13 protein-coding genes and 1 pseudogene are annotated in these 20901 nt (G+C 70.2%); 5 read left to right on the top strand and 9 right to left on the bottom strand.

What is annotated here, in order from left to right; translation table 11 throughout:
- Positions 1-185: 185 nt before the first annotated feature.
- The 3 genes and pseudogenes from ACZ51I_RS05745 to ACZ51I_RS05735 form a co-directional block, all read right to left on the bottom strand.
- The gene (locus ACZ51I_RS05745; protein WP_345279188.1) at positions 186-311 is read right to left on the bottom strand and encodes a hypothetical protein; all 126 of its coding nucleotides are present in this window, start codon (positions 309-311) and stop codon (positions 186-188) included.
- Positions 312-346: 35 nt separating this feature from the next.
- Positions 347-3742, bottom strand: a complete 3396-nt coding sequence (locus tag ACZ51I_RS05740) for an RHS repeat-associated core domain-containing protein (protein WP_468871765.1) — start codon at positions 3740-3742, stop codon at positions 347-349.
- Positions 3743-4223: 481 nt separating this feature from the next.
- Positions 4224-4569, bottom strand: a pseudogene (locus ACZ51I_RS05735) (transposase); the annotation flags it as partial.
- A gap of 312 nt (positions 4570-4881) precedes the next feature.
- Here ACZ51I_RS05735 and ACZ51I_RS05730 point away from each other — a divergent pair.
- The 3 genes from ACZ51I_RS05730 to tpg all read left to right on the top strand — a co-directional run bounded on the left by ACZ51I_RS05730 (position 4882) and on the right by tpg (position 8977).
- Positions 4882-5982: an abortive infection protein gene (locus ACZ51I_RS05730; protein WP_468871764.1), complete on the top strand. Its 1101-nt coding sequence runs from the start codon at positions 4882-4884 to the stop codon at positions 5980-5982.
- A 151-nt stretch (positions 5983-6133) separates the two neighbouring features.
- Positions 6134-8407 (top strand): telomere-associated protein Tap, encoded by a 2274-nt coding sequence (tap, locus tag ACZ51I_RS05725; RefSeq protein WP_468871762.1) that lies wholly within the window; start codon positions 6134-6136, stop codon positions 8405-8407.
- A gap of 12 nt (positions 8408-8419) precedes the next feature.
- Positions 8420-8977, top strand: a complete 558-nt coding sequence (tpg, locus tag ACZ51I_RS05720) for a telomere-protecting terminal protein Tpg (protein WP_468871761.1) — start codon at positions 8420-8422, stop codon at positions 8975-8977.
- A 156-nt stretch (positions 8978-9133) separates the two neighbouring features.
- Here tpg and ACZ51I_RS05715 read toward each other — a convergent pair whose 3' ends face one another.
- Entirely contained in the window at positions 9134-10102 is a 969-nt protein-coding gene (locus ACZ51I_RS05715) for an immunity 49 family protein (protein ID WP_468871759.1), read from the bottom strand.
- A gap of 196 nt (positions 10103-10298) precedes the next feature.
- Between ACZ51I_RS05715 and ACZ51I_RS05710 the strand changes: the two genes are divergently transcribed.
- Positions 10299-10805 carry a hemerythrin domain-containing protein gene (locus tag ACZ51I_RS05710; RefSeq protein ID WP_468871758.1) on the top strand — a complete coding sequence of 169 codons (507 nt, stop codon included), beginning with the start codon at positions 10299-10301 and terminating at the stop codon, positions 10803-10805.
- A 154-nt stretch (positions 10806-10959) separates the two neighbouring features.
- On the opposite strand, the gene ACZ51I_RS05705 is transcribed toward ACZ51I_RS05710, so the two are convergent.
- From ACZ51I_RS05705 to ACZ51I_RS05690, 4 genes are all read right to left on the bottom strand, one after another.
- Entirely contained in the window at positions 10960-12381 is a 1422-nt protein-coding gene (locus ACZ51I_RS05705) for a GH1 family beta-glucosidase (protein WP_468871757.1), read from the bottom strand.
- A gap of 81 nt (positions 12382-12462) precedes the next feature.
- On the bottom strand, positions 12463-13569 hold the full coding sequence (locus tag ACZ51I_RS05700; protein ID WP_468871755.1) for a DUF1996 domain-containing protein: 1107 nt from the start codon (positions 13567-13569) through the stop codon (positions 12463-12465).
- 27 nt (positions 13570-13596) lie between these two features.
- Positions 13597-15780: a discoidin domain-containing protein gene (locus ACZ51I_RS05695; protein WP_468871753.1), complete on the bottom strand. Its 2184-nt coding sequence runs from the start codon at positions 15778-15780 to the stop codon at positions 13597-13599.
- 122 nt (positions 15781-15902) lie between these two features.
- Positions 15903-18098 (bottom strand): discoidin domain-containing protein, encoded by a 2196-nt coding sequence (locus ACZ51I_RS05690; RefSeq protein ID WP_468871752.1) that lies wholly within the window; start codon positions 18096-18098, stop codon positions 15903-15905.
- Between the two features lie 191 nt (positions 18099-18289).
- Between ACZ51I_RS05690 and ACZ51I_RS05685 the strand changes: the two genes are divergently transcribed.
- Positions 18290-19309, top strand: coding sequence for a LacI family DNA-binding transcriptional regulator (locus tag ACZ51I_RS05685; RefSeq protein WP_468871750.1), 1020 nt, complete (start codon positions 18290-18292; stop codon positions 19307-19309).
- 185 nt (positions 19310-19494) lie between these two features.
- Here the strand turns inward: ACZ51I_RS05685 and ACZ51I_RS05680 are convergent, their stop codons facing one another.
- The gene (locus ACZ51I_RS05680) at positions 19495-20871 is read right to left on the bottom strand and encodes a GH1 family beta-glucosidase (RefSeq protein ID WP_468871748.1); all 1377 of its coding nucleotides are present in this window, start codon (positions 20869-20871) and stop codon (positions 19495-19497) included.
- Between the last annotated feature and the right edge of the window lie 30 nt (positions 20872-20901).

The raw sequence follows: 20901 nt of genomic DNA, 5'->3' as shown, positions 1-20901 counted from the left end.
TGCATCGATCCGAGCATGGGACAACCGGATGGCGTCGATCAGCGCCTCAAGCGCCGCGAGCTGCTACCCCACGGACCACGCATCACGGGGCTTCTTGGAGTGTCCCAAGTGGGCAACACTTCGCCCGGCCAGTACGGAACCAGCCGGGCGGAGCGCCACACGTCCTGCGTGTCCGGCGGGTGGTGCTACCTCTTGCGGGCCTTACTCACCAGGAACGCCACCCCGACGATGACGACCAGGGCGATGGCGATGATCCAGAAGGGCGGAGTGCCCTCCCCGGCGCCCTTGGCCAGGAACTGGCCGTATGACATGTTGTCCTCCCGTTGTTGTTTACCGATTTCGATGCCTAATTCAGGGCGCTGGTCGCGGCCTTCTCGCCCAGTTCGCCCGCCCCGTATCCGACGGCAAAGCAGGTGGCGCCGACAGCCAGCCCGCCCACGCCTGCGGTGGGTGCGCTGACAGCGACGGCGGCAGCGCCGCACCCGGCCTCGGCGGCGGCACCCGCCGCCAGGCCGACCCCCGTGGCCAGGGCGTCCTTGTAGTTGCCCTCGGACACGTCCTTGGCCATGCTGCCGATGTCGTATATGTCGAAGCCCTTGCCGACCGCGTCGAAGAAAGCCAGCCCGGTCGGGTCGATGCGGTTGACGGGGTCGCCTTCGGCGTAGAGGTAGGGGTTCTTCTCCTGGCCGGAGGGATCGGTGCTGGTGAAGCGGCCGATGTTGGGGTCGTAGTAGCGGGCGGCGAAGTGGTAGAGGCCCGTCGGGTCCTGGTAGCCGCCGGCGAACCGGTACGGCTGCGGGACCTGTTCCGAGGTTTCGGCGCGCTGGACGCCGCGGGGGCTGTAGGAGTACGAGTTGACCTTGGTCCCGGCCTCGTCGGCGAGCGCTACGACCGAACCGAGCGCGTCGGTGAGGTAGTAGTAGGACTTGCCCTGGGTGGTCATGGAGTTCAGGGTGCCCCCGGGTTCACGGTTGAATCCCATGTCGACGCCGCCGACGCTCTTCGCGGACAGGCCGAGCGGCCCGTTGTGGAAGAACGTGTCGCCGAGCTTGATGCGCTCGCTCTGGTCCGTCGAGCCGTACTGGCCGGCGTAGGTCTTGCCGCCGACGGTGATCGAGGTCATCTGGGAGTAGTCGGACCAGGTCTCACCGGTGCGGGTGCCTTCGGGGGTGGAGGCGCCGGCGGTCTCGTTGCCGACCTTGTCGTAGGACCAGTTCGTTGCGACGCCGTTCTTCTCGGTGATCTGCTGGGCGTCGTTGATCGTGTAGGTGGTGCCGCGCGGGCAGCCGGGGTCGACACCCTGTGAGGTGAGGTTGCCGGCCAGGTCGTAGCAGTACTGCCAGGACGAGTTGAGGGTGGTGCCCTTCTCCTCCTTGGCGTACGAGAACCGGCCCGCACCGTCGTAGCTGTAGGTCGTCTTCATCCCCGCGACCGCGTCCGTGCGGGTGCGGATCTTGCCACCGTCCTTGAGGGGGGTGGTGGCGTTGGCGTCGTGGTCGTAGCCGTAGGTGTAGGCGAGGTCGACCAGCGTGCCCTTCGGGGACGTCGCCCGGATCTTCTCCGGACGGCTCGACTTGTCGAGCGTGACCTCCTGGGTGGTGCCACCGGGGTACGTCGTCTTCGTGCGGACGTCGTTGCTGTTGTACGTGTACGTGGTGACCTTGCCGGTCGGGTCCTTGAACTGCGTGACCTTGTTGACCTCGTTCCAGGTGTAGTCGGTGAGGCCGGCCGGGTCCTCGTACGTGTCCACGTTGCCCGCCGCCGTGTAGGTCAGGCGCGTCTGCGAGCCGTTCTGCAGGGTGCGCACGGTCTCGCGGGACAGCGGGTCGAACTCGTATGCGGTGACGCCGGTGCCGTCCGAGCGCTGGGTGAGGTTTCCGTCTCCGTCGTAGGAGTAGGTGACGGTGGCGTAGCCGGAGGTGTCGACCTTGGTGATGCGGTCGCGGTGGTCGTAGGTGTAGAGGGTCGTGACACCGCGGCCGTCCTTGACGGTGACGGGCCGCCCCAGGTCGTCGTACAGGTAGGTGGTGACGCCGAGCGGGGCGGGCGGAGTGACCTTGGTCAGATTGCCCTTGGCGTCGTAGGTGAAGGACGTGGAGACCGACTTCGTCGACGTCATCTTCGTCGTGACCTTGCAGCGCTGGCCCTCGAACCCGCCGCAGGTGGGGGTCGCGGGGTTGTAGTCGAAGGACTGTGTCCCGCCGCCTGTGCCGGTCACCGCGACCGACTTGGTGTTGCCGGCCGTGTCGTAGGTGTAGTCCGTCTTCTCCCCGTCGGCCGTGGTCATGCTGCCGGGAAGGTCGGCCCCCGACAGGGTCTGATAGCCGCTCAGGGCGGATGTGGCTCCGGTGGGCAGCTTCGCCGAGGTGAGGTTGTTGCGGGTGTCCCAGCCGTACGTGGTCACATTGCCACCGGTGCCGCCGACACCCATCGCGTCCGTCGCGGTCTGCACATTGTTGTTCGCGTCGAAGGTCTTCGAACGGGAGCGGCCGAGCGCGTCGGTCACCTTGGTGACCTTGCCCTCGCCGTCGTGCTCGTACTTCGTGGCGTGCTGCTCGGGATCCGTGACGGTGGTCGTCCCCGCGTCGGAGGGCCACGCGCCGGTGTAGGCGTACGTGTAGGTCGGGCCGGTGTGTCCGGAGGCGCCGGTCTGGGTCGCCCGCAGCATCGACGTGACGCGGTTCTGGGCGTCGTACGTGAACGTGGTCACGCGCCCTTCGGGCGTCACGACCTTCACGATCCGTCCGTCCGCGTCGAACGCATAGGAGGTGGTCTTGCCCTCGGTGTCGGTCGTACGCGATAGGTTGCCGCCGCCGTCGAGATCGAACACAGCGGTGCGGCCGGTGTGGTCCTTGGCCTGCCACTGATTCGGGTACGTCTTGAGCAGGTCGACCCAGCGGCCCGAGCGGGTCTCGGTCAGCTTGAAGCCCTTGTGCTCACCGGTCTCGTCGTGCTGGTCGACCGTGATCGTGCCCTTGTTGCGGTCGGTCACCTTCGTCAGCGTCCCGTTCGCGTCGTAGGTGTCCTTCACACCCGACTTGCGATGGGTCAGCGTGTACGTACCGTCCGCGTTCTTCTTCAGGTCCTTCGAATATCCCTTGGGCGTGGTGAAGGTACCGTCGGCGTTCTTGGTGAAGGACAGCGAGTCACCCGTCGCGTCGTACAGAACGACCGAGTTCGTGAAGAACTGCAGGTAGCGCTCGTACTCCTGCCACCAGCGGTTCGACACCTTGCCGTAAGGCCCTTGCAGCGAGTTGTACGTACGCGCCAGGCGCAGCTTCTGGCCCACACCCGCGACCTCGAAGTCGGTCGCGGCCAGCATCAGGTTGCCGTTGGACAGGTTGATGCGCGCGACGAGGGAGTCGGTGATACGGAAATCCGATATCTGATGCCAGGGGACCGACCCCTGCCCCTCAGGCACATACGTGAGCACACCGGCATCCGTGCCAGGCGCTGCCGAGGAACGCTGCTCCTTGGACGATGCTTTCGCCGAGCCACGGACGCGCTCCTTCTGGGCCGAACGCCAGGCGGCCTCCTCCTTCGAGGGAGCCGCCTCGGGCCGAGAGGCCACCGGCTTCGTCGATCCCACCTTCACCGGCGGGACTTCCAAAGGCGCCGCCTTCTTCCCCCACACCGAGCCGGGGCCCTGACCGGCCGCGGGCGAGGCGGCGAACGCCGAAAGCGACGACGCGCCCAGCGCGAGAACCGCGATCGCCGCGGTCAGGGAGTGTCTTGCCGTCATACGGGCACGCCGAGAAGGCGTGCCGGGAGCACGCGAAGTCATGCACTTCCCCCCACGAGAAGAGATGTCACAGTGGCCACTGGAGCCGCACACGCTGCCACAGCAACGTTCCGGGTGGCCGGTGCCTGCCCGGCATCCAGTCGTACACACGGGCGAGAACAGGACAAATATGTGACTGGCTTTTCCAGCTCAAATCATGTCGCAGGGCAACACTTGCCATGTCGCAAGGCGCTTTTCCCGAGAGGCAAGCTGACCGGAAACCGTTTTCCGCGAAAGCAGCCGGATCGCTTCCCGTTCCCCCGATCAGCCGGCCTCGACGTCTGCCCCAGAGCGAAAGTCACGGCCGTGCCATCGCCACAACCACTCCCGATCCTGAGCGGGTTCCACCTGTCTGGACTGCAGTGGGCTGAGTGAGAACTCCTAGCGGGATGCGTCTGCTAGGGCGTCGTGGTAGCCCCGTGAAGCGTGGTCTCGGCAGTCTCTTCAACCGTCGTCGGCAGATGAGGCTGCAGGCGAGGCTGAGGAGGGCTTCGTGGATGTCGTCGCGTGTCTCCCAGCCCATCCGCAGCCGGCGGAACCAGTGCAGGTGGGCGAACGCGCGTCCCACGACCCGCCGCTGGGTGTCCAGGCCGGAGCCGTGCTCGGTGCCGCGTCGGGCGATCAAACGGTTTCACTCCGGGGTCCCAGACCAGCCGGCGGTACTTGTCGTGGTCATAGCCACGGTCGGCGAGCACCATGTCCGGGCGGCGCCGGGGCCGGCCGTGCTTACCCCGCACGGGCGGCACGGCCTGGAGCAGTGGGATCCGTTGGGTGACGTCATTTCGGTTGTCAGGATGCCGCTCGCGCCCGGGATGCCGAGCCCGACGCTCCACCTTCGGCAGCAGCGGCTCGATCACCGACCACAGTTCATCGTCGGCTTCCCATGACTTCGGTCGCGCCACCCTGCACCCCCGGATCATCAGTTCCGGAGCGATCCGACCACCTCGAAGATCATTCCGTCAGGAGTTCTGAGTCTTCTACTTCGGCGCCGCGTTCGCCTGCTCCCTGCGCCTCAGGTCGAGCGCGGTAGCGACTTTGGTCGAGGCTGAGCAGCCCTTCGGCCGACGTGCGACCGGCCCCGCTTTGTACAAGCTGGCGGCATGACTTCAGCACCGATCGCCCGCAGGACCCTGATTGCCGGCACTGCGGCCCTGTCCGCCGTCTGCGTCGCCGGCGCCGCGCATACCCGTGCAGGGTCCACCGCCGCGCCGCCGCCGCGGACCGCCGGATCGCTCACCTGCAAGGGCGTCAACTTCGATACAGACCGTGATGTCTGGCGAATGGAGTACGTGCGCCGGGAGATCGCGGCCATCAAGGAGCAGTTGCACTGCAACGCGGTCCTGTTGCTCGGCCACGACCTTGACCGGCTGACGGACGCTGCCTCGATCGCGGCCGCGCACGGCCTCTTCGTCTGGTTCGAGCCGCGGCAGTTCGACGGGGACGCAGAGCAGACCCTCGCCTTCCTCGGCAGGGTGGCGTGCGCTGCCGAGCGGCTGCGCACCCGCCATCCCGGCGTAGGAATCGCGGTCGGCACCGAGCTGACCATCTTCATGTCGGGACTGGTGCCGGGCAACGACTACAACGAGCGAGGTCAGGCGCTGGGGCGTCCCGAGTCGGCCGGCCATCAGGAGCGGCTGAACGCCTTTTTGGACCGGGCGCTCAGGACAGTACGGCCGCTGTTCAAAGGGCGGGTCACATACAGCTCAGGGGAGTGGGAGGACGTCGACTGGCGTGGCTTCGATGTCGTGGGGGTCAATCTGTACCGGAACGCGGACAACAGGGCCATCTACACCAAGCGGCTGCGCGCCCTCCAACAGCACGGCAAGCCAGTCGTCATCACCGAGTTCGGCTGTTGCACCTTCACGGGGGCCAAAGAGCAGGGTGGGTCGGGCTTCGACGTGGTGGACTGGGAGCGGGAGCCCCCGGTGGTCAAGGACGGCTACGTGCGCAATGAACGAGAGCAGGCCGGCGAGATCGGGGAGCTGCTGGCCCTCTATACGGCCGAGCGGGTGGAAGGCGCGTTCGTCTACAACTTCATCGCCCCCGACTCGCCCCATGCCCCGCAGCGCCGCCACGACCTGGACATCGCCAGTTTCGCGCTGGTCAAGACCTTTCCCCCCGGGACGAGGCGCGGCTACGTGGAGACCGGGCAGTGGGAGCCCAAACGCTCCTTTCACACAGTGGCCGCCCGGTTCCGGTGACAGTTCGAAGCCGGGCACTGCCCGGCACCGCCGGCAGCACAGGTGCGCTTCAAGACCGACACGCCCACGTACGACATTCGCACGTGATCCGTACGCTGAATGTACGTGAGAAGTACGTTTCACAGGTAGGGTCTGCTCAGGAGGTGCCTTCATGTCCGAGTTGTTCGACGCGGTCGACGCGCTACTGGCGTCCCGCGCCGCCCTGCCGCCGCCCGAGGAGCGCAAGCGTCTGCGGCAGGCGCACGCTCTGACGGTCGACGAGGTCGCGGCCGCGCTGAAGGTGCGCCGGGCCACGGTCACCAGCTGGGAGTCCGGCCGGACCGAGCCGCGCCCGCCGGAGCGCGACGCGTACGCGCGGCTTCTGGACGGGCTCGCCCAGCTGTACCCCGCCCCGGCCGACGGCTCCGCCCCGGCCGAGTCCTCGACGGCCGAGTCCGTTCCGGCGCCCGCCGAGACCGCCGCGGTGCCGCAGACGTTCACCGGTGTGCCCGCCCCGGCGGAAGAACGGCCTGCGCCCACGGGGGAGTCCTCCGGAGTTGCGGCCCCGACGACCGCCGACCACTCCCGGACGCCCGTCGCCGCTGCCCCGGTCGCCGCGCCCTCTTCGACGCGCACCGCCAGGCCGACGCCGGTGTCGCGCCGGCCAGACGCGCGGAAGGCGGTCCCCGCCGGCGCCCCGGCGCCCGGCGCCGATCCGCGGTTCGCGAACGGGCCGCTGGCGGTCCTCGATGTCGACGAGTCCGGGCAGGTGCTGGCGTACTGCACCGGCGGCCTGGTCCTGGAGGTGCCCGCCAAGTCCCTGCCGTCGCTGATGGACTGGACGCTCACGGAGGGAAAGTTCGGTCAGCCGAAGTTGGCGGGCCCGGGCAAGGACGCCGACCCGCTGCTCGTCCTCACCGCCGCCGCGTGTGAGCGCTACGGCCTCCCTGTCGCGCTCACCGACGAGGAGCGGCTTGCCGGGCGTCTGCCGGAGGGCCACAAGGTCATCAAGCAGCTCGCCCGTGCGGAGTGGAAGCTGACCAAACGCGGCTTCGGCCCGTGGGCCCGGATCTACCGGCCCGCGACCGGCTCGGAGCGGGCCTGCGTGCAGCTGTGCATCCCGTCCTGGAACGCGCTGGACACGCGCCACTGGGCCGACGCCGCCGAGCTCCCGCCGGCGGAGCTCGCCCGCGTGCTGGGTGTGTACGCGTCGAGGGTGATGACGCCACGCGGCTCGACCGCGGTGACCGGTCTGGAGCTGATGACCGCACTGCACCCGCCGACCCGCGCCTCCGAACGGGACGAGACGGGTAAGCGGCACTCCGAGCACAACCCCGGCAGCCTGGGCAAGGACCCGATCGACTGCGCACCGTGCGAGGCTCCCGACGGGCACCCGCTCCTGAAGGACCTCCCGCGCTTCCACATCCGCGGCCCCGGCGAGAAGCTCTTCGAGGAGGCCTACGACTGGGCGCGGCCGATGACGGACGCCGAGTGCACCCTGCGGCATCTGGTCGGTATCGACGTCAACATGGCCTTCGCCGCCGGCGCCAACGGACTTGCCGTCGGCCTGGGCGAGCCGACCCACGTCAAGGCGCCGGTGTTCGACCCGAAGCTGCCCGGCTCCTGGCTGGTCGACCTCTCCCACGTCGACCTCTCCCGGGTGAAGGCCGGCAAGGACAAGTGGGTCGAGCTGGACGCGGATCTGCTGCCCTCCCCGTTCACGCCGAAGGGCGACCGCCCGGCGGGCCCGGCCTGGTATGCGACGCCGACGGTCGCCTACGCGGTGGAGCTCGGTTACGACGTCGCGCCGATCGAGGCATACGTCCGGCAGGAGAACGGCCGCTACCTGGACGGTTGGTACAACCGGCTGCGCGACGCCTACCTCGCCACCATGGCCGACCTCGGCGTCCACGCCGACACCACACCGGAGCAGTTCCTCGCCGCGATGGACGGCTACAGGGACCGCGACCCCGATCTCGGACTCGTCGTCTCGGCCATCAAGGCCACGGTCAAGGGCGGTCTTGGCAAGCTGCGTGAGCGGCCCCGGGGCGAGGGCTGGAAGCCAGGGCAGCCGTGGCGGGCCCTGTCCCGCCCGATCTGGCGGCCCGACATCCGGGCGGCGGTCATCTCCCGCACCCGGATCAACCTGCACCGCAAGATCGTCAAGCACGCGGCATTCACCGGCCAGTACCCGGTCGCGGTCCTGTCGGACTGCGTCGTCTACGCCGCGAACGGGCCGAGCCCGATCGACTTCCTGCCCTACCGGGACGGCAAGCCGCTCCCAGGAGGGTTCAAGCTCGGCGTCAACCCCGGCCTGGTCAAGCACGAGGGCACCCAGTCCGTGCTGTGGGGCGAGGAGGTCCGCGAGCGGTTCAACGCCCCCGAGCTCAACCTCGCCCGGTACATCAGGGACGGCGCCGTCACCGACGCCGACAACGGAGAATAGGGGAGGGCGACGATGAGCCTGTTCGGGGACGGCCTGGAGGCCGCGGTGCAGAAGGCCTTCACCCGCCCGGCGCCCAAGAGCGCGGGCGCGCAGATGCGGTATCTGGTCAAGCAGATGAAGGGCACGAAGGCGGTCGCCCAGATGCTGCGGATCTCGCAGCGCACCGTCGAGCGGTACGTCAAGGACCAGATCAAAAAGCCCCGCCCGAGCCTCGCCGCGCGCCTGGAGCGCGAGGTGAAGGCCCGCTGGCAGCCGCAGATCCGCGCCAAGGCACGCGAGAAGGCGGCGACCACCGGCGGCATCGTCATCGACACCCGCGCCCGCCTCGGCTACACCGCGCCGATCGGGTCGACCGACCAGGACCGCATCCGTCACCTCACCGTCGCCCTGCCCCCGCAGTACGCCGCCCGTCTCTTCGACGCCCAGGAACAGGGCGCCACCGAGCAGCGCCTCCAGGAACTCGCCGCCGAAGCGCTCAAAGAGGTGTACTTCCAGGACAGCGGCAACCGCGCCGGCAGCCTGGAAGAGGTCCGGTTCACCGACATCGAGCACCTCGAGTTCGACCTGTAGCAGCCGCCCCCGAACAGCCCGCGAGCCCCCGACCGATGTGGTCCCGGGGCTCGCTCGCGTATTCGCGGCACCCGATGCCCTGCGCAACGACGCCGCTGCGCCCCGGCCATCCCGCGGTGAAGGCCGGGCGCTCGGTCTGACACTCCTCCGGGGCCGCTACTCGGCGGTCCGGAGGCCCAGGGCGTTGGGACCGGCTTCCTCGGCCGCCCGGCGCAGCGCGTCCGGCGAGCCGAGCAGCGCGGGCGGCAGGTAACCGGAGCGGACCCCCAGCTTCCAGCCGTGGGTCTGGACCGCGAGGGCGGCCAGGGCGAGGGTGTCGAGCGGTAGCAGTGTGCGCGGCGCGGGATCGGACCCCGCGGACTCCCGGTGTTCGGCGAGCCGGGCGGCGAGCGTCTGCTCGAAGGCGGTCTGATCGTCGTCGAGGAGGACACGCAGCAGCCGCTGGTCGGACGTCAGGTTCCCGGCCGCCTCCAGCCGCCGCGCCGCCTCGGCGCGCTCGTCGGCGTCCGGCTTGCGCAGGGTGACGGTCGGCCAGTCGCGGGGAAGGTGACCGCTCGCCATGTTCAGGTAGACGCAGAGGGCGTCCATCGTGGCGAGGTCCGCCGGCTCCGACACCGAGGTGTACTTGGAGTACGGCACGCCCTCACGGATCGCGGACGCGCAATCGTCCCGCAGCATCACGCCGATCACCCGCCGCCAGTCCCAGACCACCCCGCTCACCAGGGCCGTCGCGAACGTGTCGAGCCACGTCCGGGCCGTGGGCGCCTCCTTGACGATGTCGCCGAAGGCGATGTCGTCGCTGCTCAGGCTCTCCCGGGCGATCGGGAAGGTGATCTCCTGGTCGCCGTCGGGCCAGCAGCCGACGCTCAGCACACCGAAAGAGCACTCCGCCGCCGTCAGCAGGGCCGTCCGCGCCGTCTCGTGAGCGTCGAACGAACCGTCCTTCGTGGTGCGGACGGCGGCGGTGACGTGGTCGAGGAGCTCGTCGCGCATCTCCTCCAGATCCGCCAGCCGGAGGCTGCCGTAGCGCATCGAGTGCCACCGCCCCCAGGTCCGTCCTCTGATGTCGTCGAGCGCCTCGGCCAGGCGCTGTTCCCGCACCTCGTGGGGCGTCACTTCCTGCACGGCTGCCGTCCTTTCATGATCGTTCGTCGGAATGCGGCACGCTACCAGCGCGCTCGGACAACGCAGCGGTGCGGTAGCGGCCTTCTCAGGCTCGGCGCACGCCGTCACCTCGGGAAGTCACGGGATTGGTTCCGCGCCCGGGGGGTAGCCGCGCCCCCGGACGACATCTCGAATCCGCGAACCGAAGGAGGACCGAATGATGAGGGCCGAGGTCGACGAGGGCCGTGACGTGGTCGAGGTCATCCTTGAGGACCACCGCAGGATGGAGGAGCTGTTCCGTCGCATGCGAAGCGTCGAGGCCGACCGAGGCGAGGCGCTGAAGGAGTTCGCGGCGCTGCTCATCGCGCACGGCGAGGCCGAGGAGACCGAGGTCTACGGCGCGCTCAAGCGGTTCAAGGGAGTCGACGACGACGAGGTCGAGCACGGCTCGGAAGAGCACGCCGAGGGCAACAAGGCGCTCCTCGCGCTGCTCGAGGTGAACGACGTGGGCTCCGACGCGTGGGACGCCCGCCTGGAGGACCTGGTCAAGGCGGTGAGCCATCACATGGACGAGGAGGAACGCACCATCCTCAACGGAGCCAGGGAGAACGTCCCCGGGAAGCGCAGGGCCGAGCTGGGCGACGCGTTCCAGAAGGAGCGCGCGAAGCAACTGGCATCCGACTGCGGCAGCCTGGAGAACGTGCGGGCGATCGTCCACGGGTGAGGTCCGGCCCGGGGCCATCCGGGCCGCGGGCGCGACCGTGCTCAGAGCCAGAGCCAGAGCCAGAGCCAGAGCCAGAGCCAGAGCCAGAGCCAGAGCCCCGGCCCGGGCCGGGACGAGCAGGGACGAGACCGGTCGTGACGCCCGATCGTCGGCGTCACCCTCGCACCACGTCGCCGCGGACGCGCCGGGCCGTGTCGCGCAGCCACAGGGCGCTTCGCTTGGGCGTACGGGTCTGCGTGGCGTAGTCGACGCGCACGAGCCCGAAGCGCTTGTCGTAGCCGTACCCCCATTCGAAGTTGTCGAGGAGCGACCAGGCGAAGTAGCCGCGGACGTCGGCGCCACGGTCGAGGGCCTCGGCCACGGCGGCCAGGTGGGCCGCCAGGTACGCGGTGCGGTCGGCGTCGTCGACGAAGCCGTGCGCGTCGGGAGCGTCGTCGTACGCCGCGCCGCTCTCGGTCACCACCATCGGTGTGCCGGGGTAGTCGTGGGCGATGCGCAGCAGCAGGGCGGTGAGGTCGTGCGGCATCACCTCCCAGCCGAGGCCGGTGACCGGGAGGCCGCCGTGGGGCAGGTTGCGGGTGACGGGGAGACCGCGGGCGTCGGCGGTGGCGCCGTGCTCGTCCGTGCCCGAGGTGCGCATGGAGCGGTAGTAGTTGACGCCCAGGGTGTCGAGGGGACTGCTGATGATCTCCAGGTCCCCGTCCTCGACCGGGATCTCGATGCCCCGTAGGGCGAGGTCCTCCACGAGGTCCTCCGGATACCGGCCTCGCAGGATCGGATCGAGGTAGAAGCGGAACCCGAGGGCGTCGGCCCGGCGGGCGGCCTCGTGGTCCGCGGCGGTGTCCGTGGCGGGCCCGCTGGTGCCGAGCAGGTGGGTGACCGCCAGGTCGAGGGGGTGCCGGGCGGCGGAGCGCAGGCGCTGCACCGCGAGGCCGTGGGCGAGGTGCAGGTGGTGCACCGCTCGTACCCCGTCGGCGAAGGAGCGACCCCCGGGCGCGTGGACGCCTTCGACGTGCCCGAGCACGGCCGAGCAGAAGGGCTCGTTGAGGGTGGTCCAGTGGGTGACGCGGTCGCCGAGGCGCTCGTGGACGAGGTCCGCGTAGTCGGCGAAGCGGTGGGCTGTGTCGCGGGCGGGCCAGCCGCCACGGTCCTGGAGCTCCTGCGGCAGGTCCCAGTGGTAGAGGGTGAGCCAGGGGGTGATGCCGCGCGCGAGGAGCTCGTCGACCAGACGGTCGTAGAAGCCGATGCCGGCCGGGTTGGCCGCGCCGCGTCCGTGCGGCTGGACGCGGGGCCAGGAGACGGAGAACCGGTAGGTGTCGAGGCCGAGATCGGCGAGCAGCGCGACGTCCTCGGGCATGCGGTGGTAGTGGTCGCACGCGACGTCGCCGGTGTCGCCGTTGTCGATGGCCCCGGGGACGCGGCAGAAGGTGTCCCAGATGGACGGCGAGCGGCCGTCCTCGTCGGTGGCTCCCTCGATCTGGAAGGCGGAGGTGGCGGCGCCGAAGCGGAAGTGAGGGGGGAGGAGGTCGATGCGCGCGTCGTGGTGGGCGGTGGCGGACGAGACGGGGGCGGTCACGGGATCCTCCTGGTGCGAGAGGCGGACGGGAAAGCGGCCCGGGCGCCCTCGCGGGCGTCCGGGCCGTGTACGGGAGGCGGATCAGGGCAGGCGGTGGTCCGCGTTCAGCACGGCACCGCGTTCGGGGTGGTACAGGTCGAAGCCCCGTGTGTCGCACTGGAGGCCGCCGACGATGCAGTGGTCGACGAGGGCCTTGAGGGTGGGCTCCTCCCACGCGTTGAAGAAGTCGTAGTGGAAGGAGTAGCCGCGACCACTGGCCAGGCGGACCTGGCTCATGTCGCCGTTGACCGGCCACGCCATCTTGAACTCGATCATCGGCAGGGCGACCGGGTGGGAGGCCGGGCACATGTTGTCGTTCGTGCCGGGCTTGACCACCGGATAGGCCATGTGGCTCTTGTGGTCGGGGGTGTCGAGGTACAGGCCGTCCCAGCAGCTGGGGGCCTGCATGCGCAGGTTGAGCTGTACGTCGGGCCGGCTCGGACAGCTCACAGGGATGTCGACGTTGAAGAAGCTGTCACCGCACTCCCAGCCCTCGACGAAGCCCTTGTGGCTGCGGAACTCCTCGGCGGTCTGCATCGGGTTGCCGACGACGAACCGAAGGCCCTTCGGGAAGGGGCGAACGCTCCGGTAGTCGGTGACGCCCGACTTGTAGTAGATGACCTGCGGGCCGACGGGCAGGATCTTCTGGTCGCCCTTGTACAGCGAGGGCATCCAGTACGCGGAGGCGTCCGCGGGCGCCTTGCAGGTGGTGCTGCCGCCGTAGAGCGAGCCGGTGGTGCTGGCGGCGTTCGTGGAGGTGTTGCCCATGAACGTGTGGTCGTGGGACTTGCCGAACTGGCCCGGGTAGACGATCGGGTCGTCCGGCGCGGTGTGGGTGACGGAGCAGCCGGCCTGGAACTCGTGATGGTAGGCCGGGGGCGGGGTGGCCGTGGACGGGGTCACGCCGGTGACCTGGGGTACGGCCGGGATGTAGCCGTCGCCGTCGGCGTCGTCCGCCGAGGGGAGCGCGGATGCTCCCATGACGTGGCCCTCGGCGGCACCCGCCGCGTGCGCCCCGTGGGCGTCGGCGGCCGGGGCGGTGGTCTCCCCGTGGGCGGTGGCCGCGGTGTAGGTGTTCACCGTGAGGGCGGAGACGCCCAGGGCCGCGCTGAGCAGTAAGGCGGACAGGGTCCGGCCGCGGATTCTCATCGTGATCTCCTCGTTCTCCTCAGGGGGTCAGCTGTAGATGCCGAACTCGTGGAGCGAGTAGCCCCAGCCGGTGCCGCGTGCGGTGAGCTGGAGCCGGACGTACCGTGCGGTGGCACCGGTCTCGATGGTGTCGATGTCGCCGTTGCCGGTGGTGGTGGCGTGGACGGTCCGCCATGTGCCGCCGTCGTCGGAGACCTGGACCTCGTACGCGCGGGCGTACGCCGGGTCCCAGACGAGCTGGATCCGCTGGAAGGAGCGGATCGAGCCGAGGTCGACCCGGATCCACTGCGGGTCGCTCCAGTCGCTGGCCCAGCGGGTGGTGGCGTTGCCGTCGGTCGCGTTGATCGCCGGGCAGGGGCAGTCGCCGTAGGAGGCCTGCGCGGAGGAGGCGGTGGTGGGCCGGTTCAGGGCGATGTTGGTGCCGGCGACCGGCGGGGCGACGACCTTGACGGACTTCGTCTCGATGCCCGCGTTGCCGCGGCCGTCCTCGGCCTGCACGTACACCTTCCACACGCCGAGCTTCTCGGGCGCGGTGACCGCGAAGGTGCCGTTGCCGAGAGAGCGGTACTGCGCGTCGATCAGGCGCTTGTCGCCGTTGGCGTAGTTGCCGCTCAGGTAGATCTTGGGGGTGACCTGGTCTCCGTCGGGGTCACGGATGTCGGCGCGCACCGTGAACTCGCCGCCGGCAGGGGCGGAACCGGTTGGTGTGACCGTCATGTTGCTGATGACAGGCGGGGTGTTGTCCCCCGCGACGGAGCCGGTGTACGCCTTCTTGAGGGCGAAGTACGACAGGCGCTTCAGACCGTCCGGGAGAAGGTTGAACCAGACCCCGCCGAAGTCGTGCTCGATGCCGTAGTGGAAGACCGTCGCCCCTAGGGCGACGCCCTGGTGACCGGTGACGCAGTTCCAGGCCTTGGTGTACCCGTCGGCCTTCTGGACGTCGGTGGGCTCGTCGGGCACGCCGTTGGCGTCCTTGGGAGTCTCCCACTCGCCGGCCGGGCCGGTCTCGGTGATGATGTACGGCTTGGTGTAGCCGCCCTCCACCCAGTCCTCCCGGACCCCGCAGACGTCGCCGTACGCGTTCATCGAGTACAGGTCCAGGTCCGGCGCGTTGCGCTTGTAGTAGGGCCAGGCCCCGGTCCACGCGTCCGTGGAGGTCACGGGGTGGTTCGGGTCGATCGAGTGGATCTTCTTGGCGACGTCGTTGACGAAGGTGGTGTACGCGTTGCGCTGGGCCTCCAGCTCGGTGCCGCTGTAGCAGTTCTGCAGACCGAGGACGGACTCGTTGCCGACGTTCCACATGAGGGTGGCGGGGTGGGACTTGTAGGTGTCGACCCACTTCGCGAACTCGGTGAGCATGGTGCTCTTGTAGGCGCTGTCCGTGACGTAGTCGACGCAGCCGCCGGATCCCGGGCCGCCGCCGGGCTGGAGCCAGAAGCCGTTGATCACCTTGACGCCGTTGGCGGCCGCCGCGTCGAGCAGCGGCTTGGAACCGGCGTCCGTTCCCCAGGTGCGGACGGTGTTGACGCCCATGGACTTCACGTCCGGCATGTAGCGGGGGGCGTCGGCCATCGCGGGGCCCCAGGTGACGCCCTTGACGGTGTACGGCTGACCGCCCACCGTCAGCCGCCAGTCGCCCTGCGTGCCGCTCACGCGGACGGCGCCGCCGGGCTCGGGCTGCGTGGATCCGCCGCCGTACACCTGGAACTCCCACAGGGAGTAGCCGTATCCGGTGCCGCGGGTGATCCCCTGGAGGCGGACGTAGCGGCCGGTGCCGGTGACCGCGAGTTCGTCGGTGCCGCCGTCGCCCGCCGTCACGGACTTGACGGTGCGCCAGTCGCTCCCGTTGTCGGAGAGCTGGATGTCGTACGCCTTGCCGTAGGCGCCCTCCCAGTTCAGGACGACACGGCTGATGTTCGCGCTGCTGCCCAGGTCGACCTGGATCCACTGGGCGTCGCTCCACTGGCTCGCCCAGCGGGTGCCGGTGAGGTCGCCGTCGACCGCGGCGGAGGCGGCCCAGGCGGCCCCCTCGATCGAGGAGGCGGTGGCGGTCTTCCCCTGGGAGAGCAGGGTCTCCGCGGCGGTGGCGGGCGCCGCTGTCAGCATCGTGGCGGAAGAGGCGAGCAGGGCACCCAGGGAGACGAGTGAGCCTGCCGTGCGGGCGCGGTCACGTGCGCGCCTTCGTGTCGTGGGGGCGTGGGTCGCGGTCATGGCGGCTCCTGGACGGAGGGGGGAGGGGGATCGCCTTCCGGGCGGCGCGGCGAGGACGGGGCGCCGCCCGGAAGGGGCGAGGGGCCGGGACGCACCGGTCGGGGTGCGTCCCGGTGGCGCCGTCAGGGGAAGGAGACGACGGTGGACGGCACGGTCGAGGTGCCGGCGGGGACCGTGGACGCCCCCGTGTCGTTGATGACGTGGTTGTAGTGGCCCATGCCGCCGAGGGACACGACCAGGAGGCTGTGGAACTTCACTCCCGGCTTGACGGGTGCCTTGAAGCCGTGGTCCTGGCGGATGGTCGGGTCCACGTTGTAGTTGCAGTAGCTGCCGAGGCCCCAGGCCTCGTGGGTGGTCACGGAGTCGTCGACCCGGTAGGCGGCGTACCCCTTCGTCGTGCCGTTCTGGATGGCGGCCTGGTTCGGGGCGTCGTACGCCTTCTCGTTCTGGTAGAAGATCGTGCGGCCGCGCTCGCCGTACCACTCGACGTCGTACTTGTTGAAGTGCTCGACGAACAGACCGGTGGCGAGCACGTCGTCGCCGTTGACCCGGACGCCGTAGTCGGCCCGGTTGGTCTCCCAGCCGACGCCGTCACCGTGGTCGGCGCGCCACACCCAGGTGTGGTCGATGATGGCGTCGTCGCTGTTCACGACCACGCTGGTGGTGGCCTTGCCCGCGCCGGCGCCGCCGATGCGGACGTACACGTCCTGCACCGTGGTGGGGTTGGCGGCGTGGTCGGCGGAGGAGTTCTGCGGGCCGAGCTCCAGCAGGACCGGCGAGTTGACCGCACCGGCGTCGATCAGGAGGCCGGCGAGGCGGACGCCGTCGACGTCTGCGACCTTCATCGCGGTGACGCCGTTGTCGGGGATGATCGTGGCGAGGCCGAGGCCGAGCACGATGGTGTTCGCCCGGTTCACGTTGATCGTCTGGTCGACGTGGTAGACGCCCGGCGTGAACAGCAGGTGCAGGCCCTGGGCCAGCGCCTGGTTGATCGTGGCGGCGGTCGCGCCCGGCTTGACCACGTAGAACTGGCTCAGCGGGATCGACTCGCCCTGCGGGGTGCCGTTGGCCCAGCTGGTGCCGCGGGCGTTGACGCGCTTGGCGGGGGCGAAGACCTTGTACTCGTTGCCGTCGAGGTAGAGGTACGGCTTCTCGCGGGAGACCGGCGTGGTGTCGAGCGTGGTGTAGCGGGGCTCCGGGAAGGACGTGGCCGGGGCGCCCTCGACGCCCGAGAAGGTCTGGTTCCAGACGCTGTTGGACCAGCCTCCGATGGTGCTCTCCCGGGTGTACCACTGCTGCTGGGAGTAGTTGCCGATCTGGCCGTCGATCTTGGAGTCGGCGATGTAGCCGCCGCTGGCCCAGCCGTAGCCGTTCGGTGCCAGGTTGAGGCCGCCCTTGACGTGCATGCGGCGGAACGAGGAGGCCTGCGAGACGGCCCACCGGTCGGTGCCGTTGACCGGGTTCAGGGTCAGGCCCTCCGCGCCGCGCCAGAAGTTCTGGGTGGCGTTGCCGTTGAACCAGCCCGCGTCGACGGTCACGTCGCCGTTGATGGTGGTGTCGCCGGGGCGCAGACCGAGACCGGCGATCTGGGTGTAGAAGCCGATCTGGGCGTTCAGGCCGTTGTAGGTGCCGGGCTTGAACAGGAAGGCGTGGCGACCGCTGCCGAACTGGGCCGACTCCTGCTGGGTGAAGACCTGGTCGAGCTTGGCCTGGATGCCGGGCATGGACGGGTCGAAGACGTGCACGTTGGGACCGAGGTCGCCGCCGCCGGGGAGCGTCGGGCCGGTGCTGCCGGTGGTGCCGAAGACCTGGAACTCCCAGAGGGAGAAGCCGTATCCGGTGGCCCGGGTGAGGCCGTTCATACGGATGTAGCGGCCGGTGCCGGAGAGCGTGACGTTGTCGGTGCCTCCGTCGCCCGCGGTGACGGAGGTGACGGTACGCCAGTCGGTGCCGTTCTCGGAGGCCTGGATGTCGTAGCTCTTGCCATAGGCCGCTTCCCAGGTGAGGACGGCGTGGCTGAGCGTGGCGCTGCTGCCGAGGTCGACCTGGATCCACTGGGCGTCCTGCCAGGCACTGGCCCAGCGGGTGCCGGTGAGGTCGCCGTCGACGGCGGCGGAGGCGGAGAAGGCGGCGCCCTCGGTGGAAGAGGCGGTCGCGGTCTTCCCCTGGGAGAGCAGGGTGGGGGCCGCTTGTGCCGTCGTGGCGGGAGCGAGGGCGAGCAGGCTGCCGGCCAGTGAGGTGACAAGTGCGCCGACGGTGGCCCGACGGACGCGTGAGGCGGGTCGCCGGAAGACCGGCGGGGACCCGACGGAAGACATGGGGTCTCCTCTGGATACATGGGGGAAACGTGGGAGAGCGCTCTCCCGAAACCTTGCACGCAGGGCGAGTTGACGGTCAAGGCGTATGACACGGCTTTTCTTTTGTCTTTCATTAAGTGTCGACGCCAATCGCTTCCGGTCGGCGGCGCACCGTCCCCCCACCGGACACACGACCCCGTTAAAGTGCGGAGGTGGGGAATCGAGGACCGACTCTGGAAGACGTCGCACGCGAGGCGGGGGTATCACGCGCGACGGTGTCCCGCGTCGTCAACGGCGTGCGCAACGTGGCTCCCGACATCCAGCGGAGCGTGCGCGACGCCATCGCCCGCATCGGCTACACGCCCAACCAGGCCGCCCGCTCCCTGGTGACGCGGCGCACCGGAACGGTCGCCCTGGTGCTCTCCGCCACGGGCAGGGCCTTCACCGCCCGGGTCTTCTCCGACCCGTTCTTCGGACGCGTGGTGGACGGCGTCCTGCCCGTCCTGCGCCGGCGCGCGATCCAGCCCGTGCTGCTCGTCGCCGAGTCCGAGCAGGCCAGGGCCCAACTCGTCGAGTACCTGCGGCAGGGCGGCGCGGACGGTGCTCTGGTCGTGCCGCTGGACGAGAACGACCCGCTCCCGTCGATGCTGGTGGCGGCTGGCCTGCCCACGGTGCTGTTCGGCCGCCCCCGCGACGGAGAGCGGTGCGGCTACGTCGATCTCGACAACCCGGCCGGAGCGCGTCTGGCGGCCGAGCACCTGTGGGCCACCGGCCGACGGCGCCCGGCCGCCATCGCCGCGCCGGTCACCGCCCCCACGGCGGGCGCACGTCTCGACGGCTTCCGTCAGGCCCTCGCGGCGCACGGGGTCACCTCGGTTCCCGTCGCCCACGGCCGGTTCACGGTGGACAGCGGTCGGCGCGCCATGGCCAGGCTCCTGAACGAACACCCCGGGATCGACGCCGTGTTCGCCGCCAACGACCTGATGGCCCAGGGCGCCTGCCAGTACCTGCGCGAGCAGGGGGTGGACGTCCCCGGCACGGTGGCCGTCGTGGGCTTCGACGACTCGGTGGCCGCGCGGAAGGCACGGCCGCAGCTGACCACGGTGCGCCAGCCGGTGGAGTGCATGGCGGCCGCGATGGCCGATCTCCTGGTCGAGGAGCTCGACGGGGCCCGGCGCGAGCCCGGAGTGAAGGTGTTCGAACCGGTGCTCGTCGTGCGCGAGTCCACCTGACCCGCGCCGGTACGGGGCGCGCCCGGTCCTGACGATCGCCCCCCCCGCCTCTCACGGCTCCAGGGCGTGGAGGAAGGCGAGCCACACCCCCCGGGGGGCAACCGGTGGGGCGGCGGCGACGCACTCCGGAGGGCCGCCCCGGCCGAGTCGGGGCGGCCCTCCGGAGGAGCGTGACGGGTTCCAGGTCAGCGCGCGGTCGTCTCCCGATGGGCGCGCACGATGTCCGCGTACCGTCGGCCGCTCGTCTTGACCGTCCGCCGCTGGGTCGCGTAGTCGACGTGGACGAGCCCGAAGCGCTTGTCGTAGCCGTAGGCCCATTCGAAGTTGTCGAGCAGGGACCAGGCGTAGTACCCGGCCAGCGGGGCGCCCTTGCGGAGGGCGCGGGCGCAGGCGGCGAGGTGCTGCTCCAGGTAGCGGGTGCGTGCGGGGTCATGGACCTCGCCGTCGGGGCCGGGGGTGTCGGGGAAGGCGGAGCCGTTCTCGGTGACGTACAGCTTGCGTACGCCGTACTCCTCGGTGAGCCGCAGCAGGAAGGCTTCGAGGCCGCCCGCGTCGATCTGCCAGTCCATGCCGGTACGGGGGACGTCGGGGAGGCGGACCTCGCGGGCGTACGGCACGGGGCCCGTGGGGTCGTCGGCGACGGTGACCGGGAAGTAGTAGTTGAGGCCGTGCCAGTCGAGCGGGGTCGCGATCGTATCCAAGTCGCCCGCCCGCTCGGGGAGTTCGACTCCGTACAGCTCGCGCAGGTCGGCGGGGAAGCCGCGGCCGTAGACCGGGTCGAGCCACCAGCGGTTGGTGTGGCCGTCCATGCGTGCGGCGGCGGCGAGGTCCTCGGGGCGGGTGCTCGCCGGTGCGACGGTCGAGTGGTTGGTGACCAGGCCGACCTGCGCGCCGGGGGCGGCGGCGCGGACGGCGGCGGTGGCGAGGCCGTGGCCGAGGAGCAGGTGGTACGAGGCGCGGACGGCGGCCGTGAGGTCGGTGAGGCCCGGCGCCATCCTGCCCTCCAGGTGACCGATCCAGGCGGAGCAGAGCGGTTCGTTGAGGGTGGCCCACTGGGTGACGCGGTCGCCGAGGCGCTCCGCGACGACGCCGGCGTAGGCGGCGAGGTGTTCGGCGGTGTCCCGCTCGGTCCAGCCGCCCCGGTCCTGAAGAGTCTGCGGGAGGTCCCAGTGGTAGAGGGTGACCGAGGGGGTGATCCCGGCGTCGAGGAGTCCGTCGACGAGCCGGTCGTAGAAGTCGAGCCCGGCCCTGTTGACCGGCCCGTCGCCGCCGGGGACGACGCGGGGCCAGGCCACGGAGAGCCGGTAGGCGTCGGTGCCGAGGCCCTTCATCAGAGCGATGTCCTCGGGCCAGCGGTGGTAGTGGTCGCAGGCGGTGTCGCCGTGGTCGCCGTTGTCGATGGCTCCGGGGACCCGGGTGAAGGTGTCCCAGATGGAGGGGGCCCGGCCGTCCTCGGCGACGGCGCCCTCGATCTGGTACGCGGAGGTGGCCGTGCCCCAGGCGAAGTCCGGCGGGAAGGCCTCCAGGTCGAGCGCGGTGCGGGAGTCGGTGGATTCGGACACGGGGAACCTCTTCGTGATGGGTGTGGAGAG

This window comes from Streptomyces sp. NPDC034084 (assembly GCF_055575535.1).
This window is presented reverse-complemented; position numbering and strand designations above follow the sequence as displayed.

Bases quoted from the DNA above. Each gene is read 5' to 3' on its own strand.
- ACZ51I_RS05745 (WP_345279188.1), bottom strand. From the start codon at position 311: ATGTCATACGGCCAGTTCCTGGCCAAGGGCGCCGGGGAGGGCACTCCG.
- ACZ51I_RS05740 (WP_468871765.1), bottom strand. From the start codon at position 3,742: ATGACGGCAAGACACTCCCTGACCGCGGCGATCGCGGTTCTCGCGCTG.
- ACZ51I_RS05730 (WP_468871764.1), top strand. From the start codon at position 4,882: ATGACTTCAGCACCGATCGCCCGCAGGACCCTGATTGCCGGCACTGCG.
- tap (WP_468871762.1), top strand. From the start codon at position 6,134: ATGTCCGAGTTGTTCGACGCGGTCGACGCGCTACTGGCGTCCCGCGCC.
- tpg (WP_468871761.1), top strand. From the start codon at position 8,420: ATGAGCCTGTTCGGGGACGGCCTGGAGGCCGCGGTGCAGAAGGCCTTC.
- ACZ51I_RS05710 (WP_468871758.1), top strand. From the start codon at position 10,299: ATGATGAGGGCCGAGGTCGACGAGGGCCGTGACGTGGTCGAGGTCATC.
- ACZ51I_RS05700 (WP_468871755.1), bottom strand. From the start codon at position 13,569: ATGAGAATCCGCGGCCGGACCCTGTCCGCCTTACTGCTCAGCGCGGCC.
- ACZ51I_RS05695 (WP_468871753.1), bottom strand. From the start codon at position 15,780: ATGACCGCGACCCACGCCCCCACGACACGAAGGCGCGCACGTGACCGC.
- ACZ51I_RS05690 (WP_468871752.1), bottom strand. From the start codon at position 18,098: ATGTCTTCCGTCGGGTCCCCGCCGGTCTTCCGGCGACCCGCCTCACGC.